The sequence below is a fragment of the Veillonella sp. Ser01 genome, assembly GCF_053850375.1.
On record NZ_JBSPUA010000001.1, the window covers coordinates 97,144 to 113,388 of the forward strand.

13 protein-coding genes are annotated in these 16,245 nt (G+C 39.7%); all 13 read left to right on the top strand.

All coding sequences use genetic code 11. The features are described from left to right. The first annotated feature begins 35 nt into the window (after nucleotides 1–35). The 13 genes from ygeW to clpP all read left to right on the top strand — a co-directional run bounded on the left by ygeW (nucleotide 36) and on the right by clpP (nucleotide 16,240). Complete coding sequence (gene ygeW / locus ACWTVK_RS00465; RefSeq protein ID WP_024065750.1) at nucleotides 36–1,229, top strand: knotted carbamoyltransferase YgeW; 1,194 nt, start codon at nucleotides 36–38, stop codon at nucleotides 1,227–1,229. A 69-nt stretch (nucleotides 1,230–1,298) separates the two neighbouring features. Beyond that, entirely contained in the window at nucleotides 1,299–2,234 is a 936-nt protein-coding gene (arcC, locus tag ACWTVK_RS00470; RefSeq protein ID WP_456045610.1) for a carbamate kinase, read from the top strand. A 53-nt stretch (nucleotides 2,235–2,287) separates the two neighbouring features. Continuing rightward, nucleotides 2,288–3,616, top strand: a complete 1,329-nt coding sequence (gene ssnA / locus ACWTVK_RS00475; RefSeq protein WP_456045611.1) for a putative aminohydrolase SsnA — start codon at nucleotides 2,288–2,290, stop codon at nucleotides 3,614–3,616. Between the two features lie 28 nt (nucleotides 3,617–3,644). Next, nucleotides 3,645–5,336, top strand: a complete 1,692-nt coding sequence (locus ACWTVK_RS00480; RefSeq protein WP_314361861.1) for a selenate reductase — start codon at nucleotides 3,645–3,647, stop codon at nucleotides 5,334–5,336. After that, complete coding sequence (hydA, locus tag ACWTVK_RS00485) at nucleotides 5,333–6,682, top strand: dihydropyrimidinase (RefSeq protein WP_456045612.1); 1,350 nt, start codon at nucleotides 5,333–5,335, stop codon at nucleotides 6,680–6,682. Before ACWTVK_RS00480 ends, hydA begins: the two co-directional genes overlap by 4 nt. Nucleotides 6,683–6,699: 17 nt before the next feature. Continuing rightward, the gene (gene xdh, locus ACWTVK_RS00490; RefSeq protein ID WP_456045613.1) at nucleotides 6,700–9,249 is read left to right on the top strand and encodes a selenium-dependent xanthine dehydrogenase; all 2,550 of its coding nucleotides are present in this window, start codon (nucleotides 6,700–6,702) and stop codon (nucleotides 9,247–9,249) included. 145 nt (nucleotides 9,250–9,394) lie between these two features. After that, complete coding sequence (locus ACWTVK_RS00495; protein ID WP_303938772.1) at nucleotides 9,395–10,780, top strand: nucleobase:cation symporter-2 family protein; 1,386 nt, start codon at nucleotides 9,395–9,397, stop codon at nucleotides 10,778–10,780. Nucleotides 10,781–10,987: 207 nt separating this feature from the next. Beyond that, nucleotides 10,988–12,178, top strand: a complete 1,191-nt coding sequence (locus ACWTVK_RS00500) for a RuBisCO large subunit C-terminal-like domain-containing protein (RefSeq protein WP_456045614.1) — start codon at nucleotides 10,988–10,990, stop codon at nucleotides 12,176–12,178. A 106-nt stretch (nucleotides 12,179–12,284) separates the two neighbouring features. After that, on the top strand, nucleotides 12,285–13,091 hold the full coding sequence (locus ACWTVK_RS00505; RefSeq protein ID WP_456045615.1) for an MBL fold metallo-hydrolase: 807 nt from the start codon (nucleotides 12,285–12,287) through the stop codon (nucleotides 13,089–13,091). Nucleotides 13,092–13,094: 3 nt separating this feature from the next. Beyond that, entirely contained in the window at nucleotides 13,095–13,574 is a 480-nt protein-coding gene (gene rlmH / locus ACWTVK_RS00510) for a 23S rRNA (pseudouridine(1915)-N(3))-methyltransferase RlmH (protein WP_129823198.1), read from the top strand. 112 nt (nucleotides 13,575–13,686) lie between these two features. Continuing rightward, nucleotides 13,687–14,142: a CBS domain-containing protein gene (locus tag ACWTVK_RS00515; protein WP_024065467.1), complete on the top strand. Its 456-nt coding sequence runs from the start codon at nucleotides 13,687–13,689 to the stop codon at nucleotides 14,140–14,142. 163 nt (nucleotides 14,143–14,305) lie between these two features. Then, nucleotides 14,306–15,610 carry a trigger factor gene (gene tig, locus ACWTVK_RS00520; protein WP_105085923.1) on the top strand — a complete coding sequence of 435 codons (1,305 nt, stop codon included), beginning with the start codon at nucleotides 14,306–14,308 and terminating at the stop codon, nucleotides 15,608–15,610. A 36-nt stretch (nucleotides 15,611–15,646) separates the two neighbouring features. Further along, on the top strand, nucleotides 15,647–16,240 hold the full coding sequence (clpP, locus tag ACWTVK_RS00525; protein WP_005385987.1) for an ATP-dependent Clp endopeptidase proteolytic subunit ClpP: 594 nt from the start codon (nucleotides 15,647–15,649) through the stop codon (nucleotides 16,238–16,240). Nucleotides 16,241–16,245: the final 5 nt, after the last annotated feature.

A 16,245-nucleotide genomic window follows, 5' to 3' on the forward strand; every position in this document is an offset into this window, starting at 1 on the left:
TAGCCCTTTAGGGAATTGAAAGAGAGGACTTACAGATGACAGACTTCAATAAAAGTATTGAAACTTTAAAAGACTTAGACGTTAGCAAAATGTACGGTGAAGATTTCTTCCTTACATGGGAAAAATCTGAAGATGAATTAAAAGGTGTTTGGGCAGTAGCAGATGCATTACGAGCTCTTAGAGAACGCAATATTTCCACTAAAGTATTTGACAGTGGCCTTGGTATTTCTTTATTCCGCGATAATTCTACAAGAACTCGTTTCTCCTTCGCCTCCGCTTGTAACTTGTTAGGTCTTGAAGTTCAAGATTTGGATGAAGGTAAATCCCAAATTGCTCACGGTGAAACAGTTCGTGAAACAGCGAATATGATTTCCTTCATGGCTGACGTTATCGGTATCCGTGATGATATGTACATCGGTAAAGGTAATGCTTACATGCATCAAGTATCTGATGCAGTTAAAGAAGGTCATGAAGATGGCGTATTAGAACAACGTCCTACACTTGTAAACTTACAATGTGATATCGACCATCCAACACAAATTATGGCTGATGCGGCTCATATCATCAAAGAATTCGGTGGTGTAGAAAATCTTAAAGGCAAAAAAATTGCTATGACTTGGGCTTACTCTCCATCTTATGGTAAACCTTTATCCGTACCTCAAGGTGCTATTGGTTTATTCACTCGTTTAGGTATGGAAGTTGTATTAGCACATCCTGAAGGCTATGAAGTAATGCCAGAAGTTGAAGAAATCGCTAAGAAACAAGCTGAAGAAAGCGGCGGTTCCTTCCGTAGAACTAACGACATGAAGGATGCTTTCAAAGATGCAGACATCGTATATCCTAAGAGCTGGGCTCCATTTGGTGCGATGGAAAAACGTACGAAATTGTATGGCGAAAACGACCATGAAGGCATTAAAGCATTAGAAAAAGTTCTTCTTGAAGAAAATGGTAAACATAAAGATTGGGCATGTACTGAAGAGATGATGAGTCTCACTAAAGACGGTAAGGCTCTTTACTTACATTGCTTACCAGCAGATATTACAGGTGTAAGTTGTGAAGAAGGCGAAGTAGACGCAACAGTATTCGATCGCTATCGCGTACCTCTTTATAAAGAAGCAAGCTACAAACCATATGTTATTGCAGCTATGATCTTCTTAAGCAAATTTAAGAATCCTGTAGAAACCTTAAAAGAATTAGAACGGAAGGGAACTGACCGAGTTCAACCGTAAAGTAAACTTTAGGGGCCATCCGTGTTGATGGCCCCTTTTTATTCTTAATAGTTTGTTATGAGGCATAACATGAAAAAAAGAGTTGTAGTAGCGTTAGGTGGGAATGCATTAGGTAATTCCCTTCCGGAACAAAAAATTGCAGTAAAAAGTACAGCTAAAACTATTATTGATTTAGTAGAAGCTGATTGTGATGTGGTAGTAACTCATGGCAATGGCCCTCAAATTGGTATGATCAACAATGCGATGGCTGCATTGACACGAGAAGTAGAAGGACAACCTAATACACCATTGTCCGTATGTGTGGCCATGAGCCAAGCATATATCGGGTATGACTTACAAAATGCCCTTCATGAAGAGTTGTTGAATCGTGGTATTGAACATCTACCAACTATGACAATGGTTACGCAAGTATTAGTTGACCAAAATGATCCTGGATTCCAAAATCCAACAAAACCAATCGGTCACTTTATGACTAAAGAAGAAGCTGAATACGCAGAAAAAAATTACGATTACGTTGTAAAAGAAGATTCTGGCCGCGGTTATCGCCGTGTAGTAGCATCTCCAGCTCCTAAAGAAATTATCGAAATCGAAGCGATTAAAGGCTTAGTTGGGAAACAATTAATCGTTGCTTGTGGCGGTGGCGGTATCCCTGTAACTAGAGAAGGTAATGAACTTCATGGTGCAGCAGCCGTTATTGATAAAGACTGGACTAGTAGCTTGTTAGCACAAGAAATTGATGCAGATGTACTTGTTATCTTAACAGCTGTTGAAAAAGTAGCTATTAATTTTGGTAAAGAAAATGAAAAATGGCTAGATGAAATAACCGTGGCAGATGCGAAAAAATACGCAGCAGCAGGCGAATTTGCAGAAGGTTCTATGAAACCTAAAGTAGAAGCAGCTATTGCCTTTGCAGAATCTAAAAAAGGCCGTGTTTCCATTATTACATTATTAGAAAAATCTAAGGATGGTATAGCAGGAAAAACAGGTACGCGTATCGTATTATAATAATATATAGATTTATAAGTATACATCCAACGACTCGTTGGGGAGGTGCCCGTATGATTATATTAGGAAAAGGTACTGTAATTACTCGCGACACTGATAGACCTATCATTTATGATGGTGCCGTTGCTATTGATGGGACTCAAATTATTGATATCGGAACATATGATGAGTTATGTAAAACTTACACAAATGCAGAAATTATTGATGCTCATAACGGCTTGATTATGCCAGGTTTTATCAATGCACATCACCATATTTATTCCGCTCTTGCACGCGGTTTATCCTTGCCAGGACCAGCACCAACTAATTTTGGTGAAATTTTAGAAGGCTTATGGTTCTATTTAGATAATAAATTAACAGCTCCAGATGTGAAGGCTAGCGCATTGCTTACATACTTAGGCTGTATCGAAAACGGTGTCACTACTATCTTCGATCATCATGCAAGCTATGGGGAAACCGCTAATAGTTTATCTGTAATTGCTGATGTGGCTAAACAGTTTGGTGTTCGCTCTTGCTTATGCTATGAAGTATCTGACCGTAACGGTGTTGATCAAATGAAAGCAGCTGTTGCAGAAAATGTACGTTTTGGTAAAGAAGCGAAAAAAGATCCATCTAGACTCGCTGCTATGATGGGCTTACATGCATCCTTCACGTTAAGTTCTGAAACATTAGATTATGTGAAAGCACAAAATGAAGACAAGTTAGGTTATCACGTTCATGTTGCTGAAGGCCCTGAAGATGTGGCAGATAGTAAAGAAAAATATGGCATGACACCTGTGAGACGACTTGTAGAGGCAGGAATTTTAGGTCCTAAGAGTATTGCAGGTCACTGCGTACATGTAACTGATCAAGATGTGGAATTATTGAAAGAATCTCAAGCCAAGGTTGTACATAATCCAGAAAGTAATATGGGTAATGCAGTAGGCACAACAGATATCTTAAAACTATTAGGTGCAGGTATCACAGTTGGTCTTGGTACAGATGGTTATACAAATGACATGCTCGAATCTTACAAAGTGGCAAATTGCCTTGTAAAACATGAGCAACATAAACCATATGTAGGTTGGGGCGAAGTTCCTCATATGCTATTCGAAAACAACCGTAAAATGGCGAATGAATTCTTCGATACTACAGTTGGCATCCTTAAAAAAGGTGCCGCAGCTGACGTAATCGTTCTTGATTACGCAGCACCAACGCCACTTGATGAAAATAACATCAATGGTCACTTATTATTCGGTGCTAATGGTATGTATGTGGTAACAACTATTAGTGATGGTGTACCACGTATGATCGATCGTAAGTTACAAGGCATCGACAAAGCTGAAGTAATGAATGAAGTTTTAGCAACATCTAAAGGTTTATGGAAACGACTAAACCCATAACACAAGCGCTTTAAAGGAGTGTGACATTATGAGTGACATTATGTATCCGGTAAGTTTCGGAAATTTGATGAACCACATTATGACTGAGTACAAGATGTACAATCGTATTTACAATGTAAATAAAATTCATCGTACTAATCATAATCAACGCTTATCTATCTTTGGTAAATCCATTGAAAACCCTGTAGGTCCTGCAGCTGGCCCTAATACACAGTTGGCACAAAACATTGTGGCTTCTTATGTAGCTGGTGCTCGTTGCATCGAATTAAAAACTGTACAAATTATGTACGGTGAAGAATTAGGTATTCCTAGACCTTGTATCTACTCTGTAGACGAAACATACAACGTAGAATGGTCTTCTGAATATAGCTGTGATGAAGCTGCTGATGAATACATCAAAGCTTGGTTCGCATTAAAATTAATCTCTAAAGAATTAGGCTTAGGCGATCCAGATGGCTTCTTATTCATTATGAGTGTTGGTTACAACCTAGCTGGTATTAAGAGCCCAATGGTTGATAAATTCATCAACACAATGCGTAGCGCATCTCAATCTCCTATGTGGGATGAATGCAAACAATGGTGTCTTGACCATGTAGATGAATTTGAACATATCGATGCTGATTTCATCAACTCCATTAGCGATGAACTTTGCCAAGCAATTACATTGTCCACAATGCACGGTTGCCCGGCTGAAGAAATCGAATCCATTTGTTCTTACCTAATCAGTGAAAAAGGTCTTCATCTATACTTGAAATGCAACCCTACATTATTAGGTCCAAAACGCATTAGAGAGTTATTAGATAATGCTGGTTTTGAATATATTGACTTTGAAGATCATCAATTCGAAGTTGATCTTCAATTCGATAAAGCTGTTCCAATGTTAGAACGTCTTATCGCTCTTGGTGAAAAACACAACAAGATCTTTGGCGTTAAATTGACAAATACATTCCCTGTACAAATTCATAACAATGAATTGCCAGGCGAGCAAATGTACATGTCTGGTAAATCCTTGTTACCTGTAACAATTGGCGTAGCTGAGCTTTTAAGTGCTCAATTCGGCGAACGTTTACCAATGTCTTACAGTGGTGGTGCTGTAAAACAAAACATCAAAGCTATCTTTGATTGTGGTATCTGGCCTGTAACAGTATGTACAATTCTTCTACAAGGCGAAGGTTACAATACGTTCAAAGGCTTAGCAGATGAAGTTGAATCTACCGATTACAACGCTGCTTTGAAAGTGCATAAAGATCTAATCGCTAAACTTGCTAAAGATATTAGTGAAAATAAAATCTTCAAGAAAAGCGATGCAATGAAGAAAAAACGTGAAGCAATGCCATCCTTCCCTGGTACACGTAGCTCTGACTACCACTGCCGCGTAGTGTGTGGTGCTTGCGTTCGCGTATGTCCTAACAGATGTAATGAAGTCGTTACTGTAAATGATGCTAAATTGATCGTCCATGTAGATCAAAGCTGTAATGAGTGTGGTAACTGTGCATGTCATTGCGTAGAACCTTGTCAACCATACAAGGATCGCATTACATTCTTCCACAATGCTGAAGCTTTAGCAGATAGTACAAATGATGGTTTCTACATCACAGGCACTAGCTGTGGCTACCGCTTCAAAGGTGAAGAAGCCGTATGTGACATTGATGCATTACCTGAAGAATTGAAAGGAGTTGTACATGCCTTCTGTAAAGAGCATGTGTACTATGTATCATGATTATCATACAACAAGGGGAATTGGTCTTAACTGATCGAATCCTTACCGGAGATTTATTAATCGATGGCGACAAAATTGTCGCCATCGATGAACACGTTCCTGTTCCAGAAGGAGCTAAAGTAATTGATGCAAAAGGTTGCTATGTATTTCCAGGATTCATAGATCCTCATACACACTTCCAAATGACTAATGCTTTAGCATCTACTGCGGATGATTTTGATAGTGGCACAAAGGCTGCTATCCTTGGCGGGACTACTTCAATTATCAATTTTGCTTCTCCTGAGGAAGGCTCCCTTTGTAAAGGCTTAGAGGTTCATAAGGAGCGTGCCGCAGGGCATTGCTCCTGTGACTACAAATTCCATATGGAACTTGTAGAAATGAATGATACTGTGGCCAGTGAAATCCCAAAAGTGGTTGAATCTGGCGTATCATCCTTTAAGGTATATTTAGCTTATGGCTTCCGTTTAACGGACCGTGAGATTTATGACGCTATTGAAGCTATTAAACCAACAGGCGCACTTGTAGGAGCTCACTGTGAAAATGGTGATCTCATCGATGCACTCGTAGCTAATAAACGTAAACGTGGTGAATTAGATGTAAGCAATCATCCACTCACAAGACCTGCCATGATTGAATCGGAAGCGATTAAGCGCTTTAGTACAATTGGTGCTGCATTAGAATATCCTGTACATATTGTTCATGTAAGTTCTAAAGAGGGCCTTGAAGAGGTTATTCGAGAACGGAACCTAGGGCATAAAGTGACTTGTGAAACATGTCCACAATATTTAGTGCTCGATGAATCACGATATAATTTGCCTGATTTTGAAGGTGTTAAATATGTGATGAGCCCGCCGCTGAGAACAATTCAGGATCAAATGGCAATAAAGGATGCCTTAGTAAATGGCATATTCCAAACGATTGGGTCTGATCATTGTAGCTTTACGTTTGATGATCAAAAGCTAAAAAGTCGACATGATTTTACTCGTATACCTGGTGGTATTCCAGGTGCTGAGGAACGAGGAATCATAGCTTATGATGTGTTGGTAAATCAATGCAATATGAGCGTTGTAGATTTTATGAAATTAGTTAGTGAAAATCCTGCAAAGCTTTACGGTATGTATCCGAAGAAGGGCACGTTAGCCGTTGGTAGCGATGGGGATATTACAATTGTTGATAAGCGCATTGAGCATGTGCTTTCGAAAGAGTCCGCCCATACAAAGGCAGACTATATACCTTATGAGGGCATATCTGTAACAGGTAAAGTTCGAGATGTTATCCTTAGAGGTCACCATGTGGTACAAGATGGATCCTTAATAGAATCATATCTTGGTGAATGTATTCCTTAATGAGAGGAGGGCTATATATGTACCGCTTTCAAGTGAATGGCACCCAACATGAGGTTCAAGAGGATCAACGTTTAATTGATTTCTTGAGAGCCGATTTGAAATTAACGGGCACTAAAGAAGGTTGTAGTGCTGGTGCTTGTGGTACGTGTACAGTAATTATAGACGGAAAAAAAGCAAAGGCTTGTGTAACTAAATTATCCCAATTAGATGGTAAATCGGTTGTAACGATTGAAGGACTATCTGAACGGGAAAAAGCGGTATACACCTATGCTTTTGGTGAATGCGGAGCGGTGCAGTGTGGTTTCTGTATCCCAGGTATGATTATTAGTGCAAAAGTTTTGATTGATGAAAATAATGACCCTACACCTGATGATGTTAAAAAAGCTATTTTAGGCAACATTTGTCGTTGTACAGGTTATGTAAAAATTGAAGAAGGCATTATGCTGGCAGCAAAAATGTTCCGTGAGAACTTACCAGTTCCTGAAAAGGATATAACTGGTAATGTAGGTGCTCGTTTACACCGTGTAGATGCAGAGGAAAAAGCACTAGGTACTGGACAATACGCTGATGATATACATATGGATGGCATGATTTATGCTAAAGCATTGCGCTCTAAATATCCTCGCGCTAGAGTTGATCGCGTTGATGTTTCTAAAGCACTTGCACATCCTAAATGTGTAACGGCTTTAACTGCTAAAGATGTTCCATTCAATAAGACTGGTCACTTGGTACCAGACTGGGATGTGCTCATTGCAGAAGGCGATATCACTCGTTATGTTGGTGATGCTATTGCACTAGTAGCGACAACTGAGAAAAAATACTTAGATGAAGTTCTTGCTCTCGTTGAAGTTGATTATACTGAGTTAGAGCCTGTAGTAGACCCATTAGAAGCATTGAAACCAGATGCACCTCAGTTACATCCAAATGGAAATGTATTGTCTCGTCAAACATTATCTCGCGGCGATGTAGATAAGGCTATTGCAGAGGCTGCATTTGTTGTAACAAATCACTATTCCACACCTCAAACAGACCATGCATTCATGGAGCCTGAATGTGCTGTAGCATATCGTGAAGGCGATGTAATCCATTTGCATTCCGGTAGCCAAAACGTTTACGATGATCGCCACGAAGTATCTCGTATGCTTGGCATTCCTGAAGAATCTGTAAAAGTTCACAGCATGCTCGTAGGTGGCGGCTTTGGTGGTAAAGAGGACATGAGTGTACAGCATCATGCTTCTCTTGTAGCTTGGCTCACAGGTAAACCAACTAAGGTTCTATTCTCTCGTCAAGAAAGTCTTAATATTCACCCTAAACGCCATGCGATGGAAATGGATATTACTACTGCTTGTGATGCAGAAGGCAACTTGGTGGCAAGTAAGGTAAACATCGTATCTAACTGTGGGGCCTATGCATCCTTAGGTGGCCCAGTACTTCAACGTGCTGGTACACACTCTTGTGGTCCTTACAAATTTGATAACTTTGCCTTTGATGGCGTTTGTGTTTACACAAATACCGTTCCTGGTGGTGCATTCCGCGGGTTCGGCGTAACACAAACTATCTTTGGTCAAGAACAAAATATTGATGAATTAGCTGCATTGGTAGGCATGGATCCATGGGAATTCCGCTATAAAAACGTAGTTCGCCCTGGTGACTCCTTGCCAAATGGCCAAATTTGCTCAGAAGAAACTGCTTTAGCAGAATGCTTGGAAGCAGTAAAAGATGCATACTATGCATCTGACCGCACAGGTCTTGCAGTATGTTTGAAAAATAGTGGTATCGGCGTAGGTTTACCTGATACTGGTCGCGTTATCTTAGAAGTACGAGATGGTAAAGTTCGTATTCGTACTGGTGCAGCTTGTATCGGTCAAGGGATGGCTACAATGGCTACTCAAGTGCTTTGTGAAACAACTGGTTTAACAGCTGACAAAGTATTTGTAGAACGTCCTGACACAGTACGTACTCCAGACTCTGGTACGACTACTGCATCTCGTCAAACAGTATTCACTGGTGAAGCAACGCGCAAAGCAAGTCTTCGCTTGAAAGAAATGTTACAAACTAAGACCTTAGAAGAATTGAATGGTGTAGAAATTTACGAAGAATTCCTTGGTGAAACAGATCCATTCAACTCTGATAAACCACATCCGAAAAATCATGTTGCTTATGGTTATGGTGCATGTGTAGCTAGAATTGGGGAAGATAATAAAGTTGCTGAACTACATGTAGCATACGATGTAGGTCGTGTAGTTAATCCTCAATCTTGCTCTGGTCAAGCTGAAGGTGGTGCCATCATGGGTATGGGCTATGCGGTTACAGAAGACTTCCCTTATAAAGATGGTTATGTAACAGCTAAATATGGTACATTAGGTCTTCTTAGAGCTACACAATGTCCACCAATTCAAGTAAGTCTTATTGAAAAAGGGACACCTGAACAATATGCATACGGCGCTAAAGGTATTGGTGAAATCTCCAGTATCCCAATTGCACCAGCTATTGCAAATGCGTATCGTCGTATCGACGGAGAACCACGTAGGTCCTTGCCGATTCAACATACAGGTTATAAAAAATAAAATATTTGCTTAGTGGTTAGGGGCATTAGCCCCTGACCATCAAGGTTCCCACGTGAAGTCTATGAGATTTTTAAACTCTATCAAGTACGATAGTATGACTATATTATTTACTAGTAACTAAAACGTAAGATATGAGGTGATTCTTATGAGTAAAGGTGTATCTGGTGTCAACCATGTAGATGGTATGCTGCCAATCCCGCAATTATTTGCTTATGGTTTACAACACGTTTTGGCCATGTATGCAGGTGCCGTAGCGGTACCAATCATTATTGCGCAAGCCATGCATTTGCCAATTGAAGATTTAATTCGTTTGATCACAGCCGATTTGTTCACATGTGGTGTAGCCACATTGATACAAACATTAGGTTTTGGTCCTGTTGGTGGTCGTATTCCTCTTATTCAAGGTGTAACATTTGCTTCTGTAGGGCCGATGATTCTGATTGGCCAACAGCATGATATTAATACTATTTATGGTGCTATTATCGTGGCCGGTTTATTTACATTCTTGGTAGCACCATTCTTTAGTCGCTTAATTCGTCTATTCCCACCTGTAGTAACAGGTACCATCATTACTATTATTGGTATCAACTTGATGCCAGTAGCAGTTAACTGGATGGGTGGGGGTGTAGGTAATAAAAACTTCGGCGATCCACTATACATAGCTCTTGGTGTAGCTACATTTATTCTCGTTATTTTAACATATCGATTTGGTAAAGGGTTCCTAGGTAATCTGGCTATTTTGGTAGGTCTTATCCTTGGTACTGCTCTTGCTATGATCTGTGGTATTACCGACTTCTCTGAAGTAGGTCGTTCTCAATGGGTTTCCGTTATAACACCATTCTACTTTGGCCTTCCTACATTTGATTTTGCTTCCATCATCTCTATGATCATTGTAATGCTTGTAGTTATGGTAGAAACAACTGGTGATAGTATTGCGGTTGGTGAAATCGTAGATAAACCTATCGGTCAAAAAGAGTTAGCTGCAGTGCTTCGCGCTGATGGTTTGTCCACTCTAATCGGTGGTATTCTTAATAGCTTCCCTTACACAGCATTCGCTCAAAACGTAGGCCTTATCGCTGTAACACGCGTAAAAAGCCGCTTCGTTGTAGCAGCATCCGGTGTAATTTTGATTTTATTAGGTCTTTTCCCTAAATTAGCAGCTGTTGTAGCTTGTATCCCTAATGCAGTATTAGGTGGTGCAGGGATTGCTATGTTTGGTATGATTATTGCCAGTGGTATTCGTTCCCTTGGTAAAGTTAACTTCGATGGCAACTATAACTTAATGCTTGTAGCAATTAGCATTGGGGTATCCATGATTCCATTGGCAGCACCTCAATTCTATGCACACTTCCCAGCTTGGGCACAAATTCTTTTGAAATCTGGTATCACAGCTGGTAGTATCGTAGCCGTTTTGTTGAATGTAGTATTTAATGGCTTTGGTTACAAAACTGTTAACGAACCTAACCGTGCAACACGTAAGTATCGTCACTTCACACGATTCAAAGGTTATCCTAAACATTTCTATCAATAAGATATAGTTAAATCAATTAATTCTCATACGATTACATGTAGTGTCTCTCACGGTAGAAACCTTGTTCATATAGGTAAAAAATCTATATACATGTTATCACTCTTTCAAAAAGGCCTCACTCTAAATTTAGAGTGAGGCCTTTTTTGTATGGAATGAAGTACTACTTTGGTATATAATTATATAATATTATTGCAAAGGAGACGCATTATGAAAGACGAGCGATTTATAGTTACGTATCGAATAGAAGCAAGTTCATATGAAGAGGCGAAAGCCATTGCATGGGCTGTTCAAGTAGAACAAACCATAGAGTTTCCTTATGAGTTTGTCACAGATCCATATATTAAAGGAACCATTACTGGTCGATTAGAATCTCTTGAACCGATGGAACAAGATTCTGCATATGTTAATGTCGGTGTCATGCCAAATGCTGTGATCGATATATCTCGTTATTATGTGGCTCGTATTTCATATCTTGTAGATACTACTGCTTTAGAAGCAACGCAATTTTTAAATGTTGTTTTTGGAAATTCGTCTTTACAACCTCATATTTGGGTGGTTGATGTTGAACTATGCCCAACTCTTTACGATGTGTTTAAAGGACCACGTTTTGGTTTGCATGGGCTTCGCGAATTAGTGGAAACATCAACGCGTCCTATGATTCAAGCCGTTGTAAAACCTATGGGGACACCTAATGAAGAGTTAGCTCGTATGTGTGGTGCTTATACACGTGGTGGGGCAGATGTTATTAAGGATGACCATGGTATCTCTAACCAGTCGTTCTCTCAATTTAAAGATCGGGTAAAGCGATGTGCTGCTATAGTGCGTGAAATGAATGATAAACACGACAGACATACCTTATATGCAGCTAATGTGTCTGGCGATGGTACAGACGTAATAGAACGTGCTTATTTTGCTAAGGAAGCTGGCGCAACGGCTCTTATGGTGGCCTCAGGGCTCGTTGGGTTTGGTTGGCTACATAAACTAGCTAGTGATGAAAAATTACGATTGCCTATTATACACCATCCCGCTTATTCCGGTGGATTTGTAAGTCCTGGCACATCTGGTATAGCTGATTATCTACAATTAGGCTTGTTACCTCGTATTTTTGGGGCTGATATGCCAATCTTTGTATCCTATGGTGGACGTTTTACTTTCACAGAGGAGCAATGCAAGAGAATTTCGAATTATATTAAACAACCTATGGCATTGATGAAAGAGGCTTGCCCAGCTCCAGGTGGTGGTGTAACAGATGCTCGTCTTAATGAACTAGTTAAGTTATACGGTAATGATACAATGTTCCTCGTTGGGGGCGATATGTTCCGTAGAGGTCCGGACATCGAGTCAAATATGGCTTACTTTGTAGAGCGTTTGACTGACTTATCTGAAAGTAAGTCATGACAGTTTTGGGTTATATAACTTAATACAATAGTTATATCGAATAACTAAGTCACTGACTTTCACAAAAATATGTAAAGAATTATGATTAAGTATATGGAGTGTTTTGATGAGTGAATCCTCACCGTTGGAGGTCCATGTCCTTGCTAGTGGTAGCAAGGGCAATTGTACAGTAATAAAAAAAGGAAACTCCGTCATATTGCACGATGTAGGCATTAGCTGTCGGCGCATCGCAAATGGATTAAAAGAATTGCATATCGATATGGCACAGGTAGAGGGCATATTTATCAGTCATGAGCATAGTGATCATATTGCAGGACTGCAACAACTGTTGAAACGATTTGATATTCCTGTGTACACAAAACAGGGGACGTGGCGTGAAATACAAGACAAGCTCGTCGTACCAAAGAATCAATTAATTGAACTGACCAAAGGTAGTTTGACCTTGGGGAATCTCATTGTAGAACCTTTTGCTGTGAGTCATGATGCAGCAGATCCAATCGGAATAAATGTATTTTCTGGAAAGGACAAGGCTACAGTCGTGACCGATACAGGTATCATTTCTGATGATATATTACATAGAATCGATGATAGTACGTTGTTAGTGCTAGAGGCTAATTACGATCCTCATATGTTGCGTTTTGGACCGTATCAACCATTTTTAAAACAACGGGTGGCCAGTGATGAAGGCCATTTAAGTAATGAAATGGCAGCTCAAGCCTTGCTTATGATGAAGCGGCCTGATTTTATGCAAGTTATTTTAGCTCATCGCTCTGAAAATAATAATAATGCCGTCCTTGTTACTCAAACAATTGGGAAAATGCTCGTAGATGGTGGCGTACGTATTGGGCCGGAAATGAAATTACAACATGGTCAGCCTAATGAAATTGTGTCTATGCAATCAATAAAGAGGTAGAGTATGAGATTTTATGTAATTTGTATTGGCAAACTAAAAGATGCTTACTTACGTGATGGGGTAGCAGAATTTGTAAAGCGTATGCGACCATATGGCGGCATTACCATTACTGAACTAAATGAAAGTAAAATTGGAGATAAACCAAGTGATGCAGATCGTAAACAAGTCGTTATAGAAGAGGGGGAACGATTATTAAAAAATGTTCCTAAGAATGCTTATACAGTGCTACTCGATGTGTACGGTAAAACGATGTCCTCGGAAGACTTGGCAAAGACCGTGGCAAAATTAGAGGTGGATGGCGTTAGTGATATGGCGTTCATCGTTGGCGGTGCTTTTGGTGTAAGTGATGAACTACGTAGGTCAGTAAATTATAAATTATCCTTTAGCCCAATGACCTTTACCCATCAAATGGTACGCTTATTGCTAGTAGAGCAAATTTATAGAGCCTCTAAGATTAATCGTAACGAACCATATCATTGGTAATTGGTAATAGACTTATAAATTATTTATATAATATTCTTATAAAAAAGGAGTTTTATTATGCTATGTCGAATAGTATAATAAAGCAAGATGTATTTGTAAGGAGGAATTCACTATGAAAATTCAAGAAGTAATGAATAAATACCCTGTTACTGTTGGCAAGGATGCGCCGATTTCTGATGTGGCTGACTTATTGGTAAAATATAATTTAACAGCTGTTTCCGTAGTGGATGACAACAATAAATTATTAGGTATTATTTCTGAAGGTGATTTGCTTTATAAAAAAGTTCGCCCTCATGTACCTCACTATGTAAATGTGTTGGGCGCTAGTATTTATTACAATGGCATTGGCGAATATAATGCGCAATTCAAAAAATTGTTAGCATCTCACGTTCATGAGTTGATGACTGACGAAGTCATTACAACTACACCGGATAAAGATGTAGAGGAAATTGTATCTGTTATGCTTGATCAACATTTGAAAAATGTTCCTGTTGTAGATAAGGATTACCATTTGATTGGTATCTTGTCTCGTCGTGACATTATCAAATTGATTGCTAAAGATAACTAATTCGCATAATTATGTAGAACATAGAAAGACCACCCATTTCGGGGTGGTCTTTTAGTGTAAATTGAGAAGAATTGCATTGACTTTGCATTTATGTTATTATTAGGAGTGCATAATATACTACAGAAATTTGGGCGTATTGCCCTTCGAGGAGGACATATTTTAAATGAAAGCAACTGTAAATCCTGTTGATCAACACGTAGTAACGTTAACTATTGAAGTACCTGCAGCAGAAGTAGATAAAGGCATTAAGCAAGCTGTAAAACGCATTGCAAGTCAAGTAAACATTCCTGGCTTCCGTAAAGGTCATGCACCTCGCCGTATTTTGGAAATGAACTTCGGCAAAGACGCTATCATGGAAGAAGCATTCGAAGTATTGGCTAGCCAAAACTACAGTGCTGCACTTCGTGAAAACGATATCGTTCCTGTATCTGAACCAGAAATCGAACGCGAACAATTCGAAGAAGGTAAAGACTTGATTTTCAAAGCTACTGTAACTAAACGCCCTGAAGTTAAACTTGGCGACTACAAAGGCTTAGAAGCTGAAAAACAAGATGCTACAGTAACTGATGAACAAATCGAAGAACAATTGAACAACATCCGTGAACAACAAGCGAAAATGGTTGTTGCTGAAGAAGGCGCTACAATTCAAAAAGACGACTTCGCAGTAATCGACTTCGCTGGTTCCGTTGATGGCAAACCATTCGATGGTGGTGAAGGTAAATCCTACCCATTGCAAATCGGTTCTGGTAGCTTCATTCCTGGCTTTGAAGATCAATTGATCGGCGCTAAAGCTGGCGATGATGTAACTGTAAAAGTAACATTCCCTGAAGACTACTTCGTAGCAGAACTTGCTGGTAAAGAAGCAGAATTCAAAACACATATCCATGACATTAAACGTAAAGAGTTGCCTGAATTGAACGACGAGTTCGCAAAAGAAGCAAGCTCTTACGAAACTATTGAAGAATTGAAAAAAGATCTTCGCGCTAAAATGGAAGAAGAAGCTTCCCGTCGCGCAATCGATACTTACAATGCTGACTTGATTCAAACAGCTGTTAAAAATGCAACTGTAGAAATCCCAGAAGTAATGATCGAAGATCGTGTAGAACAAATGATTCAAGAATTGGCTATGAACATGGAAGGCCGTGGCTTGAAACTTGATGACTATTTGAAATTCTCCAATAAAACTATCGAAGATTTACGTTCTGAATACAAAGATTCTGCAGCTGAAAACGTACGCGCTGATTTAGTATTAGACGCTATCGCAACTGCTGAAGGTATCGAAGTAACTCCAGATGATATGAACCGTGAAATCTTCATTATGGCTCAAAACTTTGGGGCAGATCCTAAAGAAGTTTGGGATATTATTGCAAAAGAAGGTCGTGTAGCTATGTTGGCAGGCTCTGTAGCTCGCAAAAAAGCAGCTCGATTCATTATTGATAATGCAAAAGGCGCTGAAGCGGCTAAATAATAGTTTGCTCAACTAGGTACATGAAAAGGTGAATATATGTATGTACCAATCGTAGTTGAACAAAGTGAACGCGGCGAGCGTTCCTATGATATTTACTCTCGCTTGTTAAAGGATCGCATTATCTTCCTAGGTGGACCTATTGATGATAATGTAGCAAATGCGGTTATTGCGCAAATGCTATTCCTAGAAGCAGAGGATCCTGATAAGGATATCCATTTGTACATTAATAGCCCCGGTGGTGTTGTAACTGCCGGCATGGCTATTTATGATACGATGCAATATATTAAACCAGATGTGTCTACCATTTGTGTAGGCTCTGCAGCGAGCATGGGGGCCGTGCTTTTAACAGCAGGTGCCAAGGGCAAACGTTATGCGTTGCCTCATGCACGCGTTATGATTCACCAACCATTAGGTGGTGTTCAAGGGCAAGCATCTGAAATTGAAATCCATGCCCGTGAGATTCTTCGTATGCGTGAAGAATTAAATGGTATCTTAGCTTCTCGCAGTGGACAAGATATTGAAGTAGTAGCTCGCGATACAGATCGCGATAACTTCATGAGTGCTCAGGATGCCGTTGAATACGGCTTAATTGATGAGGTACTCACAAGAGAACCTGTAGAAAGCAAGTAATGGAG

Coding starts and splice junctions, on each gene's coding strand:
- ygeW (WP_024065750.1), top strand. CDS start 36: ATGACAGACTTCAATAAAAGTATTGAAACTTTAAAAGACTTAGACGTT.
- arcC (WP_456045610.1), top strand. CDS start 1,299: ATGAAAAAAAGAGTTGTAGTAGCGTTAGGTGGGAATGCATTAGGTAAT.
- ssnA (WP_456045611.1), top strand. CDS start 2,288: ATGATTATATTAGGAAAAGGTACTGTAATTACTCGCGACACTGATAGA.
- ACWTVK_RS00480 (WP_314361861.1), top strand. CDS start 3,645: ATGAGTGACATTATGTATCCGGTAAGTTTCGGAAATTTGATGAACCAC.
- hydA (WP_456045612.1), top strand. CDS start 5,333: ATGATTATCATACAACAAGGGGAATTGGTCTTAACTGATCGAATCCTT.
- xdh (WP_456045613.1), top strand. CDS start 6,700: ATGTACCGCTTTCAAGTGAATGGCACCCAACATGAGGTTCAAGAGGAT.
- ACWTVK_RS00495 (WP_303938772.1), top strand. CDS start 9,395: ATGAGTAAAGGTGTATCTGGTGTCAACCATGTAGATGGTATGCTGCCA.
- ACWTVK_RS00500 (WP_456045614.1), top strand. CDS start 10,988: ATGAAAGACGAGCGATTTATAGTTACGTATCGAATAGAAGCAAGTTCA.
- ACWTVK_RS00505 (WP_456045615.1), top strand. CDS start 12,285: ATGAGTGAATCCTCACCGTTGGAGGTCCATGTCCTTGCTAGTGGTAGC.
- rlmH (WP_129823198.1), top strand. CDS start 13,095: ATGAGATTTTATGTAATTTGTATTGGCAAACTAAAAGATGCTTACTTA.
- ACWTVK_RS00515 (WP_024065467.1), top strand. CDS start 13,687: ATGAAAATTCAAGAAGTAATGAATAAATACCCTGTTACTGTTGGCAAG.
- tig (WP_105085923.1), top strand. CDS start 14,306: ATGAAAGCAACTGTAAATCCTGTTGATCAACACGTAGTAACGTTAACT.
- clpP (WP_005385987.1), top strand. CDS start 15,647: ATGTATGTACCAATCGTAGTTGAACAAAGTGAACGCGGCGAGCGTTCC.